Here is a 20,643-nt window from a genome sequence, read left to right on the forward strand (position 1 = left end):
CGTCAATCACATTAAAAGGGCGCCAACTGGCGCCCTTTTAATGTGATTGTGTTGTGTGGGACTACAGTCCGCGATTTTTCAACCGGTTGGCATGCTGCCGGAACACGCTGGCCGGGTTGGTTTCGAATGGGCTGGCCAGGCCGGCAACCTGATTGACCTCATCAAGGTGGTTCATGCGGTAATCGTCACGAATTACCAAGCCGAGGTGGCTGGAGCAGCTGGAGACCAGGCCGTCGTTTTTTTCACCTAAATAGAGAAGGGCAAGCAGGCTCATGCCGGCATCGCTGATGTCCAGCACGTTGGTCAGTGGTTTGGCGCCGGACCAGGAGTAGTAGTTTACCCCGTTGCTGGCTTGCTCTGGGCCTTCGCCGCAGGCTTGTTGAGGTAGGCCTTCAGGGTAGTGGCTGTTGAACTCGGCGCTGCCTGACGTGGACAGGGAATACAGTGCCGCCAGGGAATCCTGGTCATAACCGCCGCTGGAAATTAGATCGAGAAAACCTACCGCAGCGTTGACGATGTCACCCAATAGTTCGGTGGTCAGCGGCAAATTTTCCTGTACGCCAAGCAGCACATCGGCCATGCGTGCGCCGGTATGTGGGCCGGCGACAGACGTGGCAGACGCGACATACTGTGGGTAAACCGATGCCACATAGCGTACCGTTGGGCCGCCGTGGCTGTGCCCGATCAGGTTTACTTTCTCGGCCCCGGTGGTGGCAAGAATGTCTTCCACCTGTCGGGCCAGTTGTTCGCCGCGCACCTCGGTGCTGTTGGCTGCGGCAACCTGGGTCACATAGACCTCGGCGCCGCTGCGGCGCAATTCTTCCGGGATGCGGTACCAGTAGTTGTAGCCGACGATGTCGTCGAAACCGAATAAACCATGACTGAGCACAATGGGATAACGGGTTTCGGTGTAGGTATCCTTGTATAGCCAGTCAAACCAGCCGGCTTGCGCGGGCATGCTGATTGAAAGGCTTAGTAGAAAAAGGGCAAGGCTGAGCGCCCGCATGGGGGCACGGAATAAGGTTGTCATAGTGATTACCTGGCTCGTTGTTGTTATCGGCGGTACTGCCGTTTCTGCGCCGAGCGTTCCCTGGTAAGGGGGTGTGAACACCTTAAGGTAGATGAAATAAAAAGTTAACACTGGTGTTAATATTTATAAGTTATAAGGGGGTTGATAGAGGAAGTGAACTGTTTCCGTCTTTTTGTTTCCATTAATAGTGATTAAAAACAGTGGCTTGATGGTTTTCTTCTGGCCATGTGCTAGGAGTTCTGTAAGGTAACATTGGTGTTAATAAGGGTGGGTGGTAATGAATGAAAGGGCAGCGCAGCGTCGGGGGAGCCCTGCGGGCAAGAATGGCAAGGCGGAAGCAACCCGGGCACGCATTCTCGCTGCGGGGCGTAGCGTGTATGGCGAGCAAGGTATCCACGGCACCACGGTGCAGCGAATACTCAAGGAGGCGGGTATTTCCCGGCCGACCTTTTACAAGTACTTCGCTTCTTCCGCGGAAGTGATCGATGACATTGTGCAAAGCTGCAATGCAGAAGTGGAAGGGCTTTTTTTGAAGGTATTCGCCCAGCCCCAGAAAGCCTTTTATGACTACTTGCCCATGGCGCTGAGCGGCTATTTGAACTGGGGGCGCTCACTGGGGCCATTAATGACCGCACGCTTTCGTGAGCTGCACGATTTGTCCTCACCGGTATCGCGTTACCGTGATGCGCATAACCAGCGTATTGTCACCATACTTCACGACGCCATGCAGGCGCATGGCCGCACGCCACCGGATGGCTTGGCACTGGAAACGCTGGTGCAGGGGATCGAGCACCTGGGTTACCAGTTTTGTGCAGAAGCGGAGCACACCGACATGCCGCGCTATATCACCGTTATGGCCCGGCTGTGCGTGAGCATGCTTGGCAAGCGCGAAGACTGGGACGCCATGCTGGCCTCACCCTTTTTCAGCCGCCTTATGGCACTGGAGGCATAGCGCAAACGGGCATCCCATAGATGTAAGGACATGACATAAAAAGGAGAAAATCATGTCACGTATTCAGTGGACTCTGATCTTGTTTGTCGGATTACTTGTGGCTGTTCTGGTTGTCGTGTTTGTGGCGCCTGCCGGCACGGATTCCGCTGCCGTTGGCCTGACGGAAAGCACAACGAAACCGGCTTTATCGAATCATCCGCATTCCGGCGTTTCTCCTGACAGTTTTCAGGCCGCATTGCGCCGCGTAGAAGCGTTGGGAGCCATGCCCGCATCACTTCGTGGCACCGATGTGGACGGGCACCTGCAAGCGACATCTGACGGGGAGTTGCTAGTGACACCGGATCTGCGTCGCGTGTTTGATTACTTTCTGGCGGCGCAGGGGGAGGAATCTCTGGCGGATTGCCAGACCCGGCTGGCTGCGTACCTTAATGAAAACCTGCCTGCGCAAGCTGCTGCGCGTGCCTGGCAGTTTTTTCAGCAGTACATGACGTTGGGCGAGGCGATGTCGGCCTTGCCCCCGCATGATGGTTCGCCAGCCAGTATTCGTAGCGCGGTAACGCAACGCCATGATTTGCAGGTGGCATATCTGGGCCAGGAAGCGGCCGAAGCATTCTATGGGATGGATATTGCCTACGACCGTTATATGGCCGATCGGCAAGACATACTGGATCACCCATCGCTGAACGATGCCCAGCGACAGCAGCAACTACAAGGGCTGACGCAAACACTGCCAGCCGCGATGCAGAACATGCTTGAGGAAACCCACGCTCCTGCGCAGTTGGCCGCAGACACACAGGCACTACGAGAGCAAGGGGCCAGCGAGGCCGAGATTCGCCGGCTGCGGGAGCAACAGTTTGGAGCGAAAGCCGCGGAGCGGCTGGAATTGCTGGACCAGCAGAGGGGGCAATGGGAGGCCCGTTATCAGAGCTACCGCGCGCAGCGTCAGGTGATTATCGACAGTGGCCTGTCCCACCTGGATCAGGAAACCGCGCTGGCGCGTTTGCGGCAGCAAAGCTTCAGTAATCAAGAGCTGGGCCGTGTCGAGGCGCTCGACCGAATTCAAGCCCGTTAAACCGGTTTCGATTTGCGTTACAGTAAAAAGCCGCGCTGTTACCAGTGCGGCTTTTCATATTTTGCCAGGGCAAGATCAGAACTGAAAGCGTAGCCCTGCGCCGAACATGTCGATGCCCGCATCATTGTCAAAGTGCATAAACTCGCCATACACATACAGCTTGTCCAGCAGATCGATGGTGGCGCCCACACCGCCAAAGGCATCGGTGGAGGATTCATCATCCTTGAAGGACGGGTGCTTTACATCAAAGTCGGTGTTGGCCACGCCGCCTTTGCCGTAAAGCCCCACGGGACCCAGTTCGAAGGTGAGCAGGCCTGCAAAGGTAACCGCGCCGCCTTCAATTTTGCTGCCGTTTTCACCTTCCAGTTCGCCGAAGTCGTAATAGCCCACTTCCGCACCAACCAGCTCTATCGGCCGCCAGCCCAGGAACAGACCGCCGGACGTGTCGTCGTCATCAAATTTGATGTTATCGATTTCTTCGTCGGTGCCGGAATTATAAATCCCCGCACCCACATAGAAACCGGCACTGGCCAGCGGCGCCAGTGAAAGGATTGCGGCACCTGCCAGCACTTGCGTTAGGCGTTTCATAAGCATCACTCCCTGAAAAAGTGTCTCCAGTATTACTCAGAATAGACGCGCTGTGTATGGGGACGATCACATTGCCATCGATGCGGGTCGGTAGCTGACAGGAGGGGCTAGTATCGGGGGGCTGAATTTGCTTTCCTTGATGTCAATAACAGGGAGCGGGTCCCGGTAGACGGGGCAGTGGGGGAACGCATGAAGCGAAGGGCGCAGCAGGGGCGTCGATATCGGTGGGTGTTGCTGGCGAGTGTTTGGCTAGTGATGGCCGTGAATGTATTTGCTGAGTCGGCATCGGTGCGGCCCTCTGGCAATGTGCAGCTGGACTTGCGTACGGATGTGGGCTGGGAAACTGACCACTTTCGTTATATGGGCCAAGATTTTAGTGAGGCGTTGCTGATGCAGGCTGGGCAGACGGTTGATTTGACCCTCCTTACCCACAAGACCGTTCCCCATCGCTGTATGCTTGATTTTTCCCACGATTATTGTGACGACCGCGGACATCTGGATACCTGGGGGCGCTCGGCGGAACCGGTGGTTTGTGCTGGAACCACGCCGGCCTCCCGTTCGCTGCTAACCGCTGAGCAGGCCGGTGCCAACCAGCTTTGCATTACTTTTCGCGGGGGCTTTTCCTACCCGGCAGCCGGAGCGGGTGTAGCGCCGGATCTGGCCAGCCATTACCGCGCCCGGGTTGGCGAACCTGAAAGCGGGGCGGACCCGGAGACCGTAGCGCTGACGCTGACACTGACACTGGACAGCGAACAGCCGCTGCATCGATTGTCTTCTGACTGTTACGGATCGGTCTGTACGGGCGATACCTTGTCCAGTGTGCAGGCGACGACCAAGGTGCCGTTGGAGATTATTTCGGGAAAAGGCGTCTGTGGCCGGGTGCGTAGTGATCAGTGGCCCGTCGGGCTTTCCGCCCAATTCAGGGACAGTCGCATTGCCCGGCTGCAGGTTAAGCCGCCTTCGTTTATCCGTACCGATACCGGAGTTGCCCTGGGCGAATCGCCGCCGTTATATGAACTTTATGAGGACGAGCTGGAGGAAACTCTGGAAGCCGGGCCCGGTTCATTGCCTGTAAAGGCGGTGTACTGGCAGGTCCGCGGTGAGAAAGGGTTGCAGTTCTTTTTCGACAGCAACTTGCAGCTCACCGCGATGGCCGCAGGCGGTGAGTCGCTGACGGAGGAATGGCCGTGCCGTTAGTGTCTTTGTTCGCCGTTGAGGCGCGGGGTGCACATGCCAGCTGCCAATAGCCCGCCAAGCTTTGACGGTATCATCTTTGATCTGGATGGCACCCTGGTGGATTCCCGCCTGGATTTTGCGGCCATCCGCGCGCACCTGAACTGCCCTCCTGATGTGGGGGTGCTGGAATTTATCGACACCTTGCCAGCCAACGAACAGGCGGCGGCTCATGGTGTGGTGCTGGAGTATGAGCGGGCCGGTGCAGAGCGCGCCGTGTGGATGCCGGGGGCTCAGCAGTGCCTGGCCAGGCTGGAGAATGGCGGCATTCCTGCCGCTATTCTGACCCGTAATGCGCGCCAGGTTGCCCGCCTCACCCTGGATCGTTTGCAAGGTGCCATCGGCTGCCTGCTGGCCCGGGAAGATGCGCCGCCCAAACCGGCCCCGGATGGGTTGTTGATGATCGCGCAAACCTGGCAATTGGCGCCCGCGCGCCTCGCTTACGTGGGCGACTTTAAATACGACCTGCTGGCCGCACGGAACGCGGGCATGTGCGGCATCTACTACGACCCAAATCACACCGGCCTGCATAATCATCTGGCGGATAGGGTGATTCATCATTTTGATGAGTTGCTTGCCTGACACGGGCAGGGTCTGACTTCCCCTTGTGCGAAACCTTTATGGGTTACCCATGGTAACGGTTTCTTTTTTTTGTTGGGCTCCAGCTGAAAAAAATGCCTTTCCAGCCTCGGATGTGACGTTTTTGACCCTTTGTTCAACCCTGTTACATTTTACATACTGGAGAGAATGTAAAGCTTCAGATAGGCTCGAAGAAGCTGAATAAATATACACCAGAACAATAAACCCCCCGGGAGAGAGGGACCATGGATATACTCCAGCTGCTGGTCAGCGGGGTCGCAAACGGCTGCATCTACGGGTTGCTGGCGCTGGGCTTCGTACTAATCTACAAAGCATCAGAAGCCGTTAACTTTGCTCAGGGTGACATGATGATGCTGGGGGCCTTTTTAGGCATTACCTTCATCAATGCCGAGTATGCTGACCTGCCATTCTTAATAGGCATTACCTTCGCAGCTATTACTTTAGGGGTCTTTGGCTACCTGCTGGATCGTTTTGTTCTACGCGCCATTTTTGGCCAGCCGCAGTTCGCCATGGTTATTCTCACCATTGCATTGGGTTTCCTTTTGCGCTTCGCCGCAGGGGTGATCTGGGGGCATGATCCTGCGTCGTTGCAAACACCTTTTGTCGGGCGAGTCTGGGAATTCGGTGAGTTAATTATCCCGGTAGTGGATGCCGTTATCATCATTACCACTGTGGCCCTTACCTCGATCCTCTATTTCTTCTTTGCCCGCACACGCCTGGGCGTGGCCATGCAGGCCAGCAGCCAAAATCAGATGGCGGCCTACTACATGGGCATTCCGGTGAAACGGATCAACGCGATTGTCTGGGCCCTGTCCGGGGTGGTGGCTGCTATTGCCGGGGTCATGTTTGCCGCGAAGGGGGCGGTGGAACCATCGGTGGGGCTGCTGTTTGGCATCAAGGCTTTTGCCGCTGCGGTAATCGGTGGGCTGGGGTCCTTGCCCGGTGCGTTGCTGGGGGGGTTGTTGGTGGGCATCGTGGAGCCATTCGCGGGCCGTTACCTGCCTTCTGGCGTCGGTCAGATCGCTCCTTATGTGCTTATGTTGCTGGTGCTAATTCTGCGCCCCGGCGGCCTGTTTGCACAGATCAGCCAGAAGAAGGTGTAGGCCATGAGCAACCGTTTTAAAAGCCGTTACGACGACGATATCAATTTGTTTGAAGGCCGCTGGCACCTGGCCCAATACGTATTGCTGGCAGCGCTGTTGCTGGCGGCGCCCTGGGTGCTCGGTAATTATTATTTGGGAGAACTGACCGCTGTATTAGTTTGGTCGCTGGCGGGGTTGGGGCTGATGCTGATCAGTGGCCACACCGGGCAGGTTAGCCTTGGCCATGCAGCGTTTATGGCTATCGGTGCCTTTACCAATCTGGCACTGATGCAGCGTGGCTGGCATTTCCTGCCCGCGCTGCTGGCCAGTGCGGTGACCTCCGGGGTGGCCGGCGCCGTCATTGCCCGGCCGATACTGCGCATGAGCGGCATCTATCTGGGCATCGCCACCCTGGCACTGAGCATCATTGTGGAAGATGTGTCGATCATCGCGGAGCCTGTTACCGGCGGGGTCGCCGGTGTGTTTGCGCCGCCAATTAATTTGTTTGGCATGGAGATCGACCGTTACGCCACGCCAGAGGCTTTCTATTATCTCTGCCTGGGAGTGCTGGTGCTGGTGACGCTGGGCTACCTGAATCTGCTGCGCAGTGCGTCGGGACGATCCTTTCTGGCGGTGCGTGACAGTGAGGTTTCTGCCCGTGCGCTCGGCGTTAATGTGGCCCGTGCTAAAACCCTGGCATTCAGCTTGTCCTGTGCCATTACCGGTCTGGCCGGTGCGCTTTATGCCCACCTGGCTCAGGCCGTGAACTACGAAAGTTTCCTGGTGTTGATTTCCATCACATTGTTGTTGCAAGTGGTGATCGGTGGGCTCGGCTCGGTGCACGGCGCTTTCTTCGGTGCCATCGTGGTGGTGCTGTTGCCGCAAATTATTGCCATTACCAGCGATTACCTGGATAACACTGCCGGTATCCAGATCGCCGCTTATCCTGGCCTCGATACTGCCCTGTTCGCGCTGTTAATCCTGCTCATGGTGATTTATGAACCCCGAGGGTTGTACGGCGTCTGGTTCAAAGTACGTACCTGGCTGCAGCTGTTTCCTCTGTATCGCAAGGGCATGTTCCGACGTACCCGAACTTACCTGAAAACGGAGCGCCAACGATGAGTCTGTTACAGGTTAAGGACCTTTCCATCTCCTTCGGGGGTGTTAAAGCGGTGGACGGGGTCAGCTTCGATGTGGAAGCCGGCGAAGTCTTTACCTTGGTGGGCCCCAACGGGGCCGGTAAATCCACCATCTTCAATCTGATTAGCCGCCTTTATGAACCGAGTACGGGGCAGATCATATTCGATGGTCAGGATATTACCCGCTTGCCCGCTCACGATGTGGCAGGCCTGGGTATCGCCCGTACCTTCCAGAATATTGAGTTGTTCGATCACTCCTCCGTCTTGCAGAACCTGTTGATCGGCCGGCATTGCCGTCGTAAAACACGCTGGTTCGAGGAGCTGTTGTTCTTACCCAAGGTGCGGCGCAGCGAACGTGAACAGCGCTTGCTGGTGGAGGAAGTCATCGACTTTCTCGATCTGGCGCCGTATCGGGACAAATTAATCGCAGGCTTGCCTTACGGGGTACGCAAGGTGGTGGAGATTGCCCGCGCACTAGCCAGTGAGCCGAAATTGATTCTGTTAGATGAGCCGGCTTCCGGCCTCAGTGTGGAAGAAACCCAGAACATGGCCTGGTGGATCGAGGACATGCAGAAAGACCTGGGGCTTACCGTACTGATGGTGGAGCACGATATGAGTCTGGTGTCACGTGTCTCCGACCGGGTGCTGGCGGTGGCAGAAGGCCACCCGTTGGCCATGGGAACCGCTGCCGAAGTGCAGGCGAATCCGAAAGTCATTGAAGCTTATCTGGGCACGGAGGCCACATCATGAGTGACGCGGCAGAGAAAGCCCTGAGCGCCCAGCCCCTGTTGCAGGTGAAAAACCTGGAAGCATTTTATGGCCCGGTGATGGCCCTGCGCGGGGTCTCCATCGATGTTCATGAAGGCTCGGTGGTCACCATCCTGGGTGCCAACGGTGCCGGCAAAACTACCCTGATGAAAACCATTTCCGGTGCGTTGGCACCGCGTAAAGGCAGCGTGACTCTGGCCGGGGAGATCATTGCCGGCAGCGAACCGGACAAACTGGTACGCAAAGGCATTGCCCATGTACCCGAAGGGCGAGAGGTATTCCCTTTCCTGAGCGTGGAAGAAAACCTGGTCATGGGCGCCTATATTCGCCGTGACAAGGCTGCAGTCCGCCAGGATATCGAAATGGTTTATGACTATTTCCCTATCCTCAAGGAGCGCCGTAGCCAGGCGGCAGGCACCTTGTCCGGCGGCCAGCAGCAAATGCTGGCCATTGGCCGTGGGCTGATGTCGCGCCCTTCATTGATGCTGCTGGATGAGCCTTCGCTGGGTCTGTCGCCACTGTTGGTGCAGGAAATCTTCGAGATTATCCGCCGGCTCAACAAAGAGCAGGGCGTAACGTTATTGCTGGTAGAGCAGAATGCCCAGGTAGCACTGAATACGGCTGATCACGGCTACGTACTGGAAACCGGGCGCATTGTCATGGATGGCAGTGCCGACGATTTACTCGCTAGCGATGATATTCGCGAATTTTATCTGGGCCAGTCGGCGGGGGATGACCGACCGGAAAAACGCTGGAAACGAAAGAAGACCTGGCGCTGATGATGACTAAAAATAACACCACACCGACTCAGCTCCACGGTTGCGATACCGTGGTCAAACTCTGGCGAAAGCAATGCCTGGAGCGGGGCAATAATATTGCTCACCGTGAAAAGGATCTGGGCATCTGGCAAAGCCATAGTTGGCTGGATTATTACGAAAAGGCTCGCGCCATTGGCGTTGGGCTCTTGTCTCTGGGGCTGGAACGTGGCCAGCCGGTATCGATTCTCAGCGAAGATAACAAGGAATGGCTGTACTGCGATCTGGGTATTGCCGGCGCGGGCGGTATCAGTAACGGCGTGTACACCACCGACAGCCCCGAGCAGCTGGCCTATCTGATCAACGACAGCGAATCGGTCTTCCTGTTTGTGGAAAACGATGAACAGCTGGATAAATATCTGACCGTGCGCGATCAGGTGCCGTCCCTGAAAAAAGTTATTGTTTATGACCGCAAGGGGCTGCGAGATTTTGACGATCCCATGATCATGTTCCTGGACGAGCTTTACGCGCTGGGGGAACAGATCCCGGATGCAGAAGAGCAATTCAGCACCTGCATTGCCCAAAGCCAGCCCGATGACATCCGGATGCTGATCTACACTTCTGGTACCACCGGAGCGCCTAAAGGGGCCATGATCAGTCATCGCAATGTGCTGTTCCAGCTGGCCGCTGGCGAGCAGGTACTTGATGCCCATGAGGACGATGATCAGCTGTGCTTCCTGCCCCTGTGCCATATTCTGGAACGGCTGGTGTCCGTGGAGCTGCCTATCTACAAAGGCTGCACGGTGAATTTTGCAGAAAGCCCGGAAACCGTATTTGAAAACCTGCGCGAAGTGTCTCCCCATACTTTTGCCGCCGTGCCGCGTCTGTGGGAAAAAATCTATAGCTCCATGATGACCCTGCGTGACGAAGCCACCGGGTTCGGCCGCTGGTGTTTCGATCGGGCGGTGGCCGCCGGCGAGGCTTGGCATTGTGATCGTAAACGTAATCCGTTGTCGGCCCTGCAATACCAGTTCTGGAACCTGCTGGTGTTACGCAATGTTCGTGACTTGATCGGCATGAACCGCTTGCGTCGTGGCACCACGGGCGCGGCTCCCATTGCGCCGGAGCAGATTCGCTGGTTCCAGTCACTGGGCGTGCCGTTGTTTGAAGGCTACGGCATGACCGAGACCACCGGTGTGGCTTCGCTTAACAGTGCCAAACGCGAGAAGGTGGGCACCGTGGGTGAAGCGCTCCCCGGAACCGATGTACGGATTGCCGACAACGGCGAAGTACTGGTGCGCGGTGATCATGTCTTTGCCGGTTACTGGCGGAAACCGGAAAAAACCGCTGAAGACATCCGCGATGGCTGGTTGCATACCGGCGATGTGGGGCGCCTGGAAGACGGCATGCTCACCATTACCGGCCGCCTCAAGGACATCATTATCACCGCAGGGGGCAAGAACATTACGCCGGCAGAAATTGAAAGCCGGATGAAATTCTCGCCTTATATTTCTGATGCCGTGGTAATTGGCGACAAGCGTAAGTACCTCACTTGTTTGATCATGATTGATCAGGAAAACGTGGAAAAATACGCCCAGGATCGCCAGGTACCGTTCTCCAATTTTGCGTCACTGTGTCGGGCCAAAGAAGTGCTGGACCTCATCGACAGTGTTATTCAGGACGTGAATAAACAATTCGCCCAGGTGGAACAGATCAAGTATTTCCGCCTGATCGATGTGCTGCTCACCGCTGAGGATGAGGAGTTGACCGCAACCATGAAGCTGAAGCGTTCCTTTGTGGAGAAAAAACACAAGCACCTGATTGATTCCATGTATTAATGGTACGAGAGGAGAGTGCATCATGAAGAAGCTCTGTCTGGCGGCTGTAACCGCCGTGGCCCTGGTGGGCTGTAGTGACAACAATAATAAGGAAGACGACAAAGCCGCAGCCGAATCGGTGCGTGGCGTGACCGACACTGAAATCAGAATTGGCGGCATGCACGACCTGTCCGGGGTATTCGCAGCGTTCTCTTCTCCGGCCGTACAAGTGGCCAACGACATGTTCGAAGAAGTGAACGAGCAGGGCGGCATTCATGGCCGCAAGATTCGTTATATCGTCGAAGACCATGCCTATCAGGTTCCCAAGGCAACGCAAGCGGTGAACAAACTGGTTAGCCGGGATGAAGTCTTTGCCATGCTGATGAGTCTGGGGACTCCCCATAACCTGGCGGCGTTTCCGATCATGGACCGCAACAATGTTCCCAGCATTCTGCCGTTATCGCTTTCCCGGCAGATGGAAGAAGAAGGGGACTTTCGCTACCGCTACGTGCTCGGCCCCAGCTATTACGATGGCGTATTACAGGGCGTGAACCGGTTGGTCGAAGACGAGGGCATTGAGAAAATTTGTGTGATGTATATTCCCTCTGACTTTGGTGAAGAGGTGAATCAGGCGGTTAACGATGCAGCCGACGCCAACGATGCACTCACTCTGGCTGAGAGCTCTTCTCATCGTCCGGATGAAAGTGATTTCAGCGGTACGCTGGCGCGCCTTCGCGATGCCAACTGCGAGCTGGTGGCGGTAGCCCTGCCTGTGCGCCCCATTATCACCGTCGTCGCGACAGCCAAACAGATGGGTTGGGATGATGCCAAGTTCATCGTATCCCAGGCGGGCTTCCATTCTGCCGTTGCGGCGGCTCCGGGTGGGGTTACCGAAGGGTTGTACGGTGTTGCTTCCTGGGAAGACATCGTCAGCCGCATGACCCATGTGCCGGAAGCTGAGGAGTGGGGTAAAGCCTACAAGGAGCAATACGGTGAACTGCCCAGTGGTGGCGCCGTGCTCGGGCGTGTTGGTGCTATGCTCACCATCAATGCTCTGCGCGAAGCCGGCCCGGACCTGACCACGGAATCTTTCCTGGATGCCTTGGAATCACTGAAATTCAGTGACAAGGTAACCGGCGTGGAGACGGAAATGAGCGAGAGCAATCACCGCGCGGGTAGCGGGATTATTCTGTCTCAGGTTCAGGATGGTATCTGGCGGCCTGTTGCCGAAATGGAATAAAGACCCATAGATTGACCAAGGGCGTTTCTCAGAGGCGCCCTAAAGAAAACCACCGTTCCTGAAAGGGGGCGGTGGTTTTTTAATGTGTATCAGGCTCTTTACGCCAAGTAGTGAGGCTATTTGCACTGCCGTAACATGGCCCAATGTCGTACCGAGGTTCCGGGGATCTCATCTTCATGCGCGATCTCAAAGCCGAACCGTTGATACAAGGACACATTGTTCGGGTTATGGGTATCCAGGTAGCAGGGCAGGCCTTGCTCATCCAGCCGATCCAGTGAAGGTTGCAGCAACGGCGTCGATAGCCCGCGGCCCTGTTGCGACGGATCGATGCCGAGCAGAAGCAGGTATGCATGAGGCGCGCTGAGGACACGGTGGTGTACCGCCTGCATGGCATCGCCCGCCTGCATCTGGCGCCTTATCGCGCCGGGGCCTTGTTTGAGCATGGCGTGCACCGCGCCGAAGCGCAGCATATCGGCCACACTGTGCCGCAGGGCTGACGATGGCAGCCAGACAGCGGCACCATCCTGCGGTTGCGCGGTGGTGTGTATCTGGCCCTTCTTGCCGGCATGGGCAACCAGAAAACGGAAAGTGTAGTACGCCCGCGCTTCACGCTGCGACGGGTTCGGGAAGAAGTGGACAAACAGCGGGTCGCGGAAAAAGGCCCGGCTGAACATGTGGGCGATGTCGTTGAGGGTCGCTTGGGTCGTTGTCATGTAAGGGGTATCCGGCTGCGTCATGGAGGAGCATACCGGAAAAGCACAGGTCCGGTGCAGACAGTTGGGCGCACCGGGCCAGGCAGGGCCGTGCTGCGCCGGTTGCTTCTGATGAGAGAGGTTGAATTTCGTTGAGCTAGTGCCAGACAGCTCCGGGCTGAGTGCGCTGGATGGGGGACGAAAGAGCTAACTTCCTATACAAAAGTAAGAGAATGCTTACAGACTCAGGGTGTTGATCTGGTGATAATTTGATCATCTGCTACGCAGAATTACCGATCTAACTGCTAGGCATTGATTCTGATCTGTCCCGGCAGGTGTTCACCGAAAGTAATCAAAGGGCGCATTTGCTCCTTGCCTGAAACGCAACACCGTGAAATCCAATGCTGCTGCTGGTTCCTCGTTTGCCCCGGTCCTGCCGGGGTTTTTTCTTGCCTGCTGTAAAGTGCAGGTTGCAAGTATGTCCTCGTTTTCTGCAATACCCATATTGCGCCAAGCATGTCGAAGCCCGCTTTTTTTGCTAGATTTCGTGGACTCTCGTTCGACACCTCAACCACAGGAAGACCCCATGACCCACACCAAACAACAATGGCTGCAAGCGTTCACGGGCGGATTCATCGCCACCTTGCTGTTTCATCAAGGTGTATTGGCGTTGTTTTGGCTGGCAGGCCTGGTTCCGGCGGCGCCCTGGAACATGACGCCGGCACCACCGCTTGCCATTCCTCAGGTGTTGTCGCTGGCGTTCTGGGGCGGCGTTTGGGGGCTGCCGATTTGGTGGTTGATTCGCCGTTGGCAGGGCGCCCGTTATTGGGTCGGGGCCGTGGTGTTGGGCGCCATCGGTCCCACCCTGGTGGCCATGTTGCTGGTCTTTCCCATGAAAGGATTGGACGTGAATGCAACCAAGGTCGTCGGCGGGCTGATCGTTAACGCGGCCTGGGGTTTGGGGTTGGCCATCTGGATGCAACTCAACCGGTCGCGGTGGAATAGCGGATCGCGTTGAACGAGGGCTGAGCTGACACCTGGCTGCCACCACCGTCGGGTGAAGTCGTTGTCCCGTGGTGGTGAATAAATGGCTCGAACAGCCCTAGCCAATCCGCCACCCCATCGTGGTAGCGTTAGCGCTCTTTAAAAACGGCGGGAGCCAAGCATGCCCAGTAATACCCATACCGTGATGATCACCGGCGCGTCAGGCTACATTGCCGGGTGGATCGTCAAACTCCTGCTGGAAGCGGGCCACACCGTGCATGCTACGGTCAGGGACCCGAACAAAGCCGCCAGCGTGGCGCACTTGAATGCCATTGCCGAGAAAGCCCCCGGTACCTTGAAACTATTCAAGGCCGATTTGCTCGACGCCGACAGCTTTGACGCCGCCATGCAGGGCTGCGACATCCTCATGCACACCGCTTCGCCGTTTGTGTTGGATGGCTTTACCGATGCCAACGAAGCGCTGGTGCGCCCGGCGGTGGAAGGCACCCGCAATGTGCTGAATGCCGCACTGCGCTGCGACACGCTCAAGCGTGTGGTGCTGACCAGCAGCGTGGCCTCAGTCTACGGTGACGCGACCGACATGAAAGGCAAAAAGGCGTTCACCGAAGCGGACTGGAATACCACCAGCAGCGTTAATCACAATCCGTACCAGTACTCCAAGGTGGCCGCCGAGCGGGAAGCCTGGAGAATCCATGATAACCAGGAGACCAATGCCGAAAACCGCTGGGATCTGGTCACGATCAACCCGGGAATGGTGTATGGCCCGTCACTGACCAACGCCAGCAACTCTGCCAGCATTGGCACCCTGTTGGACATGGGCCGTGGCAAGCTGAAAACCGGTGTGCCAGCGCTTGAATACGGCATGGTGGACGTGCGCGAAGTGGCTGAAGCGCATTTGCTGGGTGCGTTTACTCAGGAAGCTGAAGGCCGCTATATCCTGGTCAGCGATTCCGTTTCCATGCTGGATATCGCGGGCATCCTGCGCAAACAGTTCGGTCGCAAATATCCCTTCCCAATGATGAAAGTGCCCAAGCCCGTGGTATGGGCAGTCGGCCCGTTTATGGGCCCGATCACCCGCAAGTTCATTAGCCGCAACGTGGGCTATCCATTGCGCTTCGATAACAGCCGCAGTAAAAATCTTGGCGTGAACTATCGGTCAGTGGACGATACCTTGAAGGATCATTTCGAGCAGGTGTTAGAAGATGGTTTGGTGCGTCGGCGTTAACTGCTTGCTTGCCGCTCTCTCTTGGCAGGAGAGGGCGGCAGACACCCGCGGGCCGGTGCCCACAAGGAGAACTGCATGATCAACCGATGGGGTGCGTGGATACTGTGTAGTCTGCCCGTGCTGGCGCTGGCCTGCGGCGATTGGCCCCAGGACAGCAATCTGCTGTACCCGGCGGCCTTCCGGGTTAATGTGGCGCAAAATTGTGCCGGGCGAGAGCCCAACGTGCGGACGCAATGCCTGCAAGAGGTGATGAGCGACTCGCTGATCGCCCATCCTGATACCCCTGCGCTTCTTCCGCTGCTTCGCAACAGCAGGCTTCGTGATCTACAGGCTTGCACCCCGGACGAGCTGCAACAGATTCGCCAGGCAGGCGGTCAGACTGCCTCCCTGTGGGTTTGTATGACTCTGCTGCACTCTCCACAAAACCCACAAAACCCACAAAACCCGCAATCCACCCGCCCGGTACGAGGGGTGGCTGTGGCCGTGGATAACTGGGAAACCGAGGGCGCTCCCGGACAGAGAGCTGCTGTCGCCAAGATCACCCAGGTGGTTACGTTGCCGTTAGCGCAATAGCGCGTGCGTTGAAAAGAGCAGGCCACCCATTAATCGGCCTGCTTTCTCGCCCCTGGGTTATCAATACCCATGGGGGGATCAGGTATACTCGCGGCTTTTGTCTCATTGGGTGATGTTTCATGCAGGCCACGTCTTCTTCCGTCCCCGCGAATGGCTGGCGCCAGCGCCTGACCGTTTGGCTGAACTCCTCGTTATTCGGTAACAGCATTACCGCGCTGATTCTCCTCAACGCCATCATTCTTGGGGTGGAAACCTCCGCCGTAGCGCAGGAGCGGGCAGGGCAATGGCTGACGCTGGTCAACCAAGTGATTCTGTTCGCCTTTACGCTGGAAATTGTCCTCAAGCTGGTGGCCTTCGGCCCGCGCTTTTTCCGCTCCGGCTGGAATGTGTTTGATTTCCTGATCGTCGCCATTTCCTTAACCCCGGCCTCCGGCCCACTGGCTATTTTGCGGAGTCTACGCATCCTGCGGGTGCTGCGCCTGCTGTCGTCAGTGAAACGGCTGCGCATGTTGGTGGAGTCGTTGATGCAGGCGTTGCCCGGCATTGGCTGGACGGCGGCGCTGTTGCTGATGATGTTCTACATCTTTGCCGTCATGGGCACCGAGCTGTTCGGTGAAGCGTTTCCGCAGTGGTTTGGCACTTTGGGCGCCAGCATCTATAGCCTGTTCCAGATTATGACCCTGGAAAGCTGGTCCATGGGGATTGCCCGGCCAGTGATGGAAGTCTATCCCATGGCGTGGATCTTCTTTGTGCCATTTATCCTCATTTCCAGCTTTATGGTGCTTAACCTGTTCATCGCTATCATCGTCAGCGCGACACAGGAAGTGCATGAAAGTGAACAGCGCGCCGAGCGGGAAGCCAACAACCTGGTGGCCCACGATGAGCGCCAGGAAATGCTCGATCTCATGCGCAACATGCACGAAAAAATCGTCGCCCTGGAAGCCGCTCAACAGAGCAAGGGCAATCAGTAAGATCTTTGCGTCCAAGAAGGCAAGAAAACAGGGGAGGGCTGGCAGCGTTTAAAGATTCGCCGGGCCCCTGTTTTGTTCGAGCGCCTCTCGAGACACGAACCTGTCTTGATCCTGGAAAATAGATTTTGGCTTCTCAATAGTGCACGTTTAAGTGGTTGTTTTGCCCCCAAAGAGTGCATGCCGCACCCCCATGACCACTAATCTAGCCTGCTTTTTGGCACAGCTCAGCCAGCTTCTGGTCCAGCATGTGCAGAATATGGCGGCGGCTGATTACCCCCAGCACCTTGTTTGACGCATCCACCACCGGGTAGATCTTGGGCTTGGCGGCCAGCATCTGCTGGGCCAAGCTCAACACATCGTCCTCCAGCGATACCGTCAGCACCTCGCTCTGCATCAAGTCTTTAACCGTGGCAACGCGCTGGTTGTGATACACCACCTGTAGCGCGGCCTGCAGGCATTCGCGCTCACTGATCCAGCCCACCAGGGTGCCGGTATCATCGACAACCGGGCTGCCCAGCATTTCCAGCTTGATCAGGTGGCTGGAGGCTTCCACCACCGGCATATCCGGGTGAATAGCCGCAAAGCGGGTGCACATCAGGTCTTTAAGGCATGCTGAATCCATGGGGCTTACCTCTTGCTCTAGTCAGGGACCACAAAGGGATAGGCCAGCGCTTACACCGGCCACTGAGCAAGTTACTGCGGGAACCATGCCAACTTGCTGCAAGCGATACCTGGCTCCTCTTTCTGTGGGAGCCTCACTTGAGGGGCGAGCACCTAAACGGTTAGTTCAAAGCTCTGCTTGACCTAAAGACGACTTGAAGTGGAATACTGGCCAATACACCCCAAGGCAAAGCCCCGGAGACTGAGCATGAGTACACCTGACATCCCCCGCGAACACCCGTCAACGTTGTGGAAAACCGTGGGAGGTCGCAACTGGGTGGCATCGCAGCAGCTGATTGATCATTTGTTTAAACCTATTGAAGTGTTGCTGGCCGAGGCGGTGAAAGTGCAATCGCCGCGCCGTGTGCTCGATATTGGCTGCGGCACGGGCGGCACCACCCGAGCTATCCATCGCCATACCCAGAGCGGCGGCTATGCTACCGGGGTGGACGTGTCCGAGGTAATGATTGAGGCGGCCCAGCAGGGTGTTGAGCAAGATAGTGCGGGGCAGGGCGAATCGGCTGCAGAGTTCCTCTGCGCGGATGCCGCCCACCATGATTTCGAGGGCGACGTGTTTGACATGCTGGTCTCGCGTTTCGGCATCATGTTCTTCGAGGATTCCGTCCAGGCTTTCCAAAACCTCAGGCGTGTCGCCTCGAAAGACGCCAAGGGGCTGTTCTTTACCTGGCGGTCGCCACAAGAAAACCCGTTCATGACCACCGCTGGCCGGGCAGCCAAGACCCTCGTCAGCTTGCCAGCTCAAGATCCGGACGCACCCGGTCAGTTCGCCTTTGCGGGTGCCAAGCGGGTAGAGGGCATTCTTGACGCTGCGGGCTGGCACAGCATTCACATCGAACCCTTGGACTTCGAATGCACTTTCCCGGAGTCAGAGCTGGTTAGCTATTTCACGCGCCTGGGCCCTCTCGGGCGCATTCTCCCCGACCTGGATGAAAAGACTCAAGCCCAGATCATTACTGTAGTCAGAGACGCCTTTGAGCCCTTTGTGTTCGGCGATACTGTGAAATTCAACGCCGCCTGCTGGCAGATCGAGGCGCGGGCCTAGCGGGCGGGTTGGTCTTGTTGTTTTTATGCTCTGGGGCAGTAGTCAACACGGCCACTGCCGCCGCCCATCACAGGATTATCCGTGACTGGATATGCTAGAGGCTATCAGGCACCGGGGTTTCGGTTTTGCCGCCTGAACAATTTATAGAAACTGAATCGGTTTTCCGGAGGGGTTCCCAAGGACTTCTCCGTCAGTCATAACAATGTTTCCACCGATGATCGTTGCCGAAGGCCAGCCCTGGAGCATCATGCCGTCGTAGGCGCTCCAGCCAGACGGCGAAGCCAGTTTGCGATCATCTACCGCTTGTTTGCGTTGCATGTCTACGAGGGTCAGGTCTGCATCGTATCCCACGGCAATTCGGCCCTTGCCCGCCATGCCGAACAGTCGCGCGGGATCGGGGGGCAGGTCTTGTCCCGTGCGTTTTATTCAGGCACACAAGAAGCGGCCCCCAAAAATTGCAATGCGGAAAAACAACAGGACACCCATCAATTGTTAGATCTCTCACAGACCGGGTGGGTGTTGTCCGATAGAGTCATGTTCGTATAGTCAGTATGTTGGGGTCATAGATTAGCAAGCGTGAAGCTAGGGTCAGGTCTTTCATCGTGCATAGTGTTTTGAACTTTTCTTGGTGCACGATGCAAGACTTGGCTCCAATGCCTTGATCCGTGCGCACTTGGTCTAAGATAAGAATGTACATTTTGGTTTCAAGATCCAGCATATCTAAACTGGTTGCGATTTCAGTCGCATTGTTCAAAGGCCGCTTTCCGCTGCTGGCCGTAGTTATTCAAAACAACAAGGGGGAAAAATGAAGAAGTGGATAGTGATTATGGTTTTGTTTCTGTCGGGGTGTGCTTCGACACAGAAAATTTCCGATGAGTGTGGATATCGAGTTGATACGTCGCTGAGTACCGAAGAGATTTTTTCAAAACCCGGATTGGTGGATTTTTATACCCGAGTTAATGGTCATCCGCCTCCTGAGGGGTATGACACCTTCAGCCTGGCAAGGGGAGCAATGACGGAATCAGGGTCTGTGGACGTTTTTAAGGTAATGTATAACATCAATTACGATGGCATGATTCATGATGGAGCTAGCGAAGGGGCTGCAGGGTGGACTGCAAAAATGGCTGGAAAGTCATATCGATCTAATGCTTGGGGTGCAGGGTACGATAAGAGCGTATGCCCCCGTCAAAAAGCACTAACCAACCAGGCTGCACTAGTTCAATAAACACAAAGAACGGGATCCGGGGTCAGGTCTTGCCCCGTGCGTTTCGCCACAGAGGCTAGACCCAGGGCTGAACAATTCTGTTCAGCCAATCGGGTTCTCTAAACAAGTCTCGGAAAAAATCTTCAGCTGGCTTGCTCACCTTCTTCTCGACTAAACGACGAAGACGACGAAAAGTTCGTGGCATTCAGGCTGTCCACGATCTTGTGCAGGTTGCGCCGCTGACGCATTGAGGACAATTGCTTGGTATCCCAGGAAGAGGGTCGCAGCGAGAACTGGTCTTCGTTGTAGGTGAGGTCGAAGCCGCGCTCCGCGCCAATGGGCTTATTCTCTGGCCCATAGATACCGATTAGGCGAATTTTAATGTGGGTGAACTCAATATCACCCTGTGGCACGTGCCCATCCATGTTGATGTCTTCACAGCGGGCGATGCGTTCCACCAATTCCCTGAAGGTGCCGATGTGCGAGAAGCCCCCCGGTCTGATGGGCCCCTGGCGGGTGTTTTCGGTGACATCGATAACGCCTGACGTGTCGTTATTGCGTTGTTCCTCGTCTTCATCGCCCTTGTTGTACTCCTGCTCGAAGTCCGTCACATCCATGGTGATGACACCTTGTGAGGTGTGCAGCTCGGCAATGATGTATTGGACGAAAACGGATTCGGCGCTCATGTTACTGATGAGGCAAAGCGCACTGATGTCTTTGTTGCGGCCACGGTTAATGATTAACCGAGAGCTGCGTTGCCGGCGAAAACCCAGGTAGAGCAGTTGCGCGTAGACCAGCCAGATAAGCACAGAGCTGAAGCTCGCGATAACGGAGAGGCTTTTTTCGTGTTGTGCAATCCAGTCAAGCATGCATCCATCCTCCATGATGTCGGTCGATAACGCGTGGCCGTGTTGCGCTTTTGTGCAGAGAAAACGGTGTCTCTGCTCGCAACCAGAAAGCCCAAGCTGAATGGT

At 56.3% G+C, this 20,643-nt stretch carries 22 protein-coding genes; 16 read left to right on the forward strand and 6 right to left on the reverse strand.

The window, feature by feature from the left end:
* Positions 1–61: 61 nt before the first annotated feature.
* Complete coding sequence (locus tag ABNH18_RS04225; RefSeq protein WP_349381604.1) at positions 62–1,030, reverse strand: lipase family alpha/beta hydrolase; 969 nt, start codon at positions 1,028–1,030, stop codon at positions 62–64.
* A gap of 277 nt (positions 1,031–1,307) precedes the next feature.
* On the opposite strand from ABNH18_RS04225, the gene ABNH18_RS04230 reads away from it, so the two are divergent.
* Positions 1,308–1,982, forward strand: a complete 675-nt coding sequence (locus ABNH18_RS04230; RefSeq protein WP_349381605.1) for a TetR/AcrR family transcriptional regulator — start codon at positions 1,308–1,310, stop codon at positions 1,980–1,982.
* A gap of 52 nt (positions 1,983–2,034) precedes the next feature.
* Positions 2,035–3,054: a lipase secretion chaperone gene (locus ABNH18_RS04235; protein ID WP_349381606.1), complete on the forward strand. Its 1,020-nt coding sequence runs from the start codon at positions 2,035–2,037 to the stop codon at positions 3,052–3,054.
* Between the two features lie 75 nt (positions 3,055–3,129).
* On the opposite strand, the gene ABNH18_RS04240 is transcribed toward ABNH18_RS04235, so the two are convergent.
* Positions 3,130–3,642: an outer membrane beta-barrel protein gene (locus ABNH18_RS04240; protein WP_349381607.1), complete on the reverse strand. Its 513-nt coding sequence runs from the start codon at positions 3,640–3,642 to the stop codon at positions 3,130–3,132.
* A 189-nt stretch (positions 3,643–3,831) separates the two neighbouring features.
* On the opposite strand from ABNH18_RS04240, the gene ABNH18_RS04245 reads away from it, so the two are divergent.
* From ABNH18_RS04245 to ABNH18_RS04280, 8 genes are all read left to right on the forward strand, one after another.
* Positions 3,832–4,839, forward strand: a complete 1,008-nt coding sequence (locus ABNH18_RS04245; RefSeq protein WP_349381608.1) for a hypothetical protein — start codon at positions 3,832–3,834, stop codon at positions 4,837–4,839.
* A 33-nt stretch (positions 4,840–4,872) separates the two neighbouring features.
* Positions 4,873–5,457: an HAD family hydrolase gene (locus ABNH18_RS04250; RefSeq protein ID WP_349381609.1), complete on the forward strand. Its 585-nt coding sequence runs from the start codon at positions 4,873–4,875 to the stop codon at positions 5,455–5,457.
* A gap of 242 nt (positions 5,458–5,699) precedes the next feature.
* Positions 5,700–6,578, forward strand: coding sequence for a branched-chain amino acid ABC transporter permease (locus ABNH18_RS04255; RefSeq protein ID WP_290518161.1), 879 nt, complete (start codon positions 5,700–5,702; stop codon positions 6,576–6,578).
* Between the two features lie 3 nt (positions 6,579–6,581).
* Positions 6,582–7,679 (forward strand): branched-chain amino acid ABC transporter permease, encoded by a 1,098-nt coding sequence (locus tag ABNH18_RS04260; protein ID WP_349381610.1) that lies wholly within the window; start codon positions 6,582–6,584, stop codon positions 7,677–7,679.
* Positions 7,676–8,446, forward strand: a complete 771-nt coding sequence (locus ABNH18_RS04265) for an ABC transporter ATP-binding protein (RefSeq protein WP_349381611.1) — start codon at positions 7,676–7,678, stop codon at positions 8,444–8,446. The genes ABNH18_RS04260 and ABNH18_RS04265 overlap by 4 nt, the downstream gene beginning before the upstream one ends.
* Positions 8,443–9,243: an ABC transporter ATP-binding protein gene (locus ABNH18_RS04270; RefSeq protein ID WP_349381612.1), complete on the forward strand. Its 801-nt coding sequence runs from the start codon at positions 8,443–8,445 to the stop codon at positions 9,241–9,243. Before ABNH18_RS04265 ends, ABNH18_RS04270 begins: the two co-directional genes overlap by 4 nt.
* A complete protein-coding gene (locus ABNH18_RS04275; RefSeq protein WP_349381613.1) occupies positions 9,243–11,057 on the forward strand; it encodes an AMP-dependent synthetase/ligase in 1,815 nt (604 codons plus the stop codon). The genes ABNH18_RS04270 and ABNH18_RS04275 overlap by 1 nt, the downstream gene beginning before the upstream one ends.
* A gap of 22 nt (positions 11,058–11,079) precedes the next feature.
* Positions 11,080–12,276: an ABC transporter substrate-binding protein gene (locus ABNH18_RS04280; protein ID WP_349381614.1), complete on the forward strand. Its 1,197-nt coding sequence runs from the start codon at positions 11,080–11,082 to the stop codon at positions 12,274–12,276.
* A gap of 116 nt (positions 12,277–12,392) precedes the next feature.
* Here ABNH18_RS04280 and ABNH18_RS04285 read toward each other — a convergent pair whose 3' ends face one another.
* A complete protein-coding gene (locus tag ABNH18_RS04285; protein WP_349381615.1) occupies positions 12,393–12,989 on the reverse strand; it encodes a GNAT family N-acetyltransferase in 597 nt (198 codons plus the stop codon).
* Positions 12,990–13,554: 565 nt separating this feature from the next.
* Between ABNH18_RS04285 and ABNH18_RS04290 the strand changes: the two genes are divergently transcribed.
* From ABNH18_RS04290 to ABNH18_RS04305, 4 genes are all read left to right on the forward strand, one after another.
* Positions 13,555–13,986: a hypothetical protein gene (locus ABNH18_RS04290; protein ID WP_349381616.1), complete on the forward strand. Its 432-nt coding sequence runs from the start codon at positions 13,555–13,557 to the stop codon at positions 13,984–13,986.
* 147 nt (positions 13,987–14,133) lie between these two features.
* Positions 14,134–15,198: an NAD-dependent epimerase/dehydratase family protein gene (locus tag ABNH18_RS04295; RefSeq protein ID WP_349381617.1), complete on the forward strand. Its 1,065-nt coding sequence runs from the start codon at positions 14,134–14,136 to the stop codon at positions 15,196–15,198.
* A 75-nt stretch (positions 15,199–15,273) separates the two neighbouring features.
* A complete protein-coding gene (locus ABNH18_RS04300) occupies positions 15,274–15,771 on the forward strand; it encodes a hypothetical protein (RefSeq protein ID WP_349381618.1) in 498 nt (165 codons plus the stop codon).
* Between the two features lie 119 nt (positions 15,772–15,890).
* A complete protein-coding gene (locus tag ABNH18_RS04305; protein ID WP_349381619.1) occupies positions 15,891–16,742 on the forward strand; it encodes an ion transporter in 852 nt (283 codons plus the stop codon).
* Positions 16,743–16,944: 202 nt separating this feature from the next.
* On the opposite strand, the gene ABNH18_RS04310 is transcribed toward ABNH18_RS04305, so the two are convergent.
* Positions 16,945–17,364, reverse strand: coding sequence for a CBS domain-containing protein (locus ABNH18_RS04310; protein ID WP_349381620.1), 420 nt, complete (start codon positions 17,362–17,364; stop codon positions 16,945–16,947).
* A 246-nt stretch (positions 17,365–17,610) separates the two neighbouring features.
* Between ABNH18_RS04310 and ABNH18_RS04315 the strand changes: the two genes are divergently transcribed.
* Positions 17,611–18,465 carry a class I SAM-dependent methyltransferase gene (locus tag ABNH18_RS04315; RefSeq protein ID WP_349381621.1) on the forward strand — a complete coding sequence of 285 codons (855 nt, stop codon included), beginning with the start codon at positions 17,611–17,613 and terminating at the stop codon, positions 18,463–18,465.
* A gap of 141 nt (positions 18,466–18,606) precedes the next feature.
* Here ABNH18_RS04315 and ABNH18_RS04320 read toward each other — a convergent pair whose 3' ends face one another.
* Positions 18,607–18,891, reverse strand: a complete 285-nt coding sequence (locus ABNH18_RS04320) for an amidohydrolase family protein (RefSeq protein WP_349382028.1) — start codon at positions 18,889–18,891, stop codon at positions 18,607–18,609.
* A gap of 379 nt (positions 18,892–19,270) precedes the next feature.
* Here ABNH18_RS04320 and ABNH18_RS04325 point away from each other — a divergent pair, with 379 nt between their 5' ends.
* Positions 19,271–19,690 carry a hypothetical protein gene (locus ABNH18_RS04325; RefSeq protein ID WP_349381622.1) on the forward strand — a complete coding sequence of 140 codons (420 nt, stop codon included), beginning with the start codon at positions 19,271–19,273 and terminating at the stop codon, positions 19,688–19,690.
* 122 nt (positions 19,691–19,812) lie between these two features.
* Here ABNH18_RS04325 and ABNH18_RS04330 read toward each other — a convergent pair whose 3' ends face one another.
* Positions 19,813–20,538 (reverse strand): hypothetical protein, encoded by a 726-nt coding sequence (locus ABNH18_RS04330; RefSeq protein ID WP_349381623.1) that lies wholly within the window; start codon positions 20,536–20,538, stop codon positions 19,813–19,815.
* Positions 20,539–20,643 lie beyond the last annotated feature (105 nt).

The sequence above is a fragment of the Alcanivorax sp. genome (assembly GCF_040118815.1).
Taxonomy (GTDB): domain Bacteria; phylum Pseudomonadota; class Gammaproteobacteria; order Pseudomonadales; family Alcanivoracaceae; genus Alcanivorax.

Coding starts and splice junctions, on each gene's coding strand:
- ABNH18_RS04225 (WP_349381604.1), bottom strand. CDS start 1,030: ATGACAACCTTATTCCGTGCCCCCATGCGGGCGCTCAGCCTTGCCCTT.
- ABNH18_RS04230 (WP_349381605.1), top strand. CDS start 1,308: ATGAATGAAAGGGCAGCGCAGCGTCGGGGGAGCCCTGCGGGCAAGAAT.
- ABNH18_RS04235 (WP_349381606.1), top strand. CDS start 2,035: ATGTCACGTATTCAGTGGACTCTGATCTTGTTTGTCGGATTACTTGTG.
- ABNH18_RS04240 (WP_349381607.1), bottom strand. CDS start 3,642: ATGAAACGCCTAACGCAAGTGCTGGCAGGTGCCGCAATCCTTTCACTG.
- ABNH18_RS04245 (WP_349381608.1), top strand. CDS start 3,832: ATGAAGCGAAGGGCGCAGCAGGGGCGTCGATATCGGTGGGTGTTGCTG.
- ABNH18_RS04250 (WP_349381609.1), top strand. CDS start 4,873: ATGCCAGCTGCCAATAGCCCGCCAAGCTTTGACGGTATCATCTTTGAT.
- ABNH18_RS04255 (WP_290518161.1), top strand. CDS start 5,700: ATGGATATACTCCAGCTGCTGGTCAGCGGGGTCGCAAACGGCTGCATC.
- ABNH18_RS04260 (WP_349381610.1), top strand. CDS start 6,582: ATGAGCAACCGTTTTAAAAGCCGTTACGACGACGATATCAATTTGTTT.
- ABNH18_RS04265 (WP_349381611.1), top strand. CDS start 7,676: ATGAGTCTGTTACAGGTTAAGGACCTTTCCATCTCCTTCGGGGGTGTT.
- ABNH18_RS04270 (WP_349381612.1), top strand. CDS start 8,443: ATGAGTGACGCGGCAGAGAAAGCCCTGAGCGCCCAGCCCCTGTTGCAG.
- ABNH18_RS04275 (WP_349381613.1), top strand. CDS start 9,243: ATGATGACTAAAAATAACACCACACCGACTCAGCTCCACGGTTGCGAT.
- ABNH18_RS04280 (WP_349381614.1), top strand. CDS start 11,080: ATGAAGAAGCTCTGTCTGGCGGCTGTAACCGCCGTGGCCCTGGTGGGC.
- ABNH18_RS04285 (WP_349381615.1), bottom strand. CDS start 12,989: ATGACAACGACCCAAGCGACCCTCAACGACATCGCCCACATGTTCAGC.
- ABNH18_RS04290 (WP_349381616.1), top strand. CDS start 13,555: ATGACCCACACCAAACAACAATGGCTGCAAGCGTTCACGGGCGGATTC.
- ABNH18_RS04295 (WP_349381617.1), top strand. CDS start 14,134: ATGCCCAGTAATACCCATACCGTGATGATCACCGGCGCGTCAGGCTAC.
- ABNH18_RS04300 (WP_349381618.1), top strand. CDS start 15,274: ATGATCAACCGATGGGGTGCGTGGATACTGTGTAGTCTGCCCGTGCTG.
- ABNH18_RS04305 (WP_349381619.1), top strand. CDS start 15,891: ATGCAGGCCACGTCTTCTTCCGTCCCCGCGAATGGCTGGCGCCAGCGC.
- ABNH18_RS04310 (WP_349381620.1), bottom strand. CDS start 17,364: ATGGATTCAGCATGCCTTAAAGACCTGATGTGCACCCGCTTTGCGGCT.
- ABNH18_RS04315 (WP_349381621.1), top strand. CDS start 17,611: ATGAGTACACCTGACATCCCCCGCGAACACCCGTCAACGTTGTGGAAA.
- ABNH18_RS04325 (WP_349381622.1), top strand. CDS start 19,271: ATGAAGAAGTGGATAGTGATTATGGTTTTGTTTCTGTCGGGGTGTGCT.
- ABNH18_RS04330 (WP_349381623.1), bottom strand. CDS start 20,538: ATGCTTGACTGGATTGCACAACACGAAAAAAGCCTCTCCGTTATCGCG.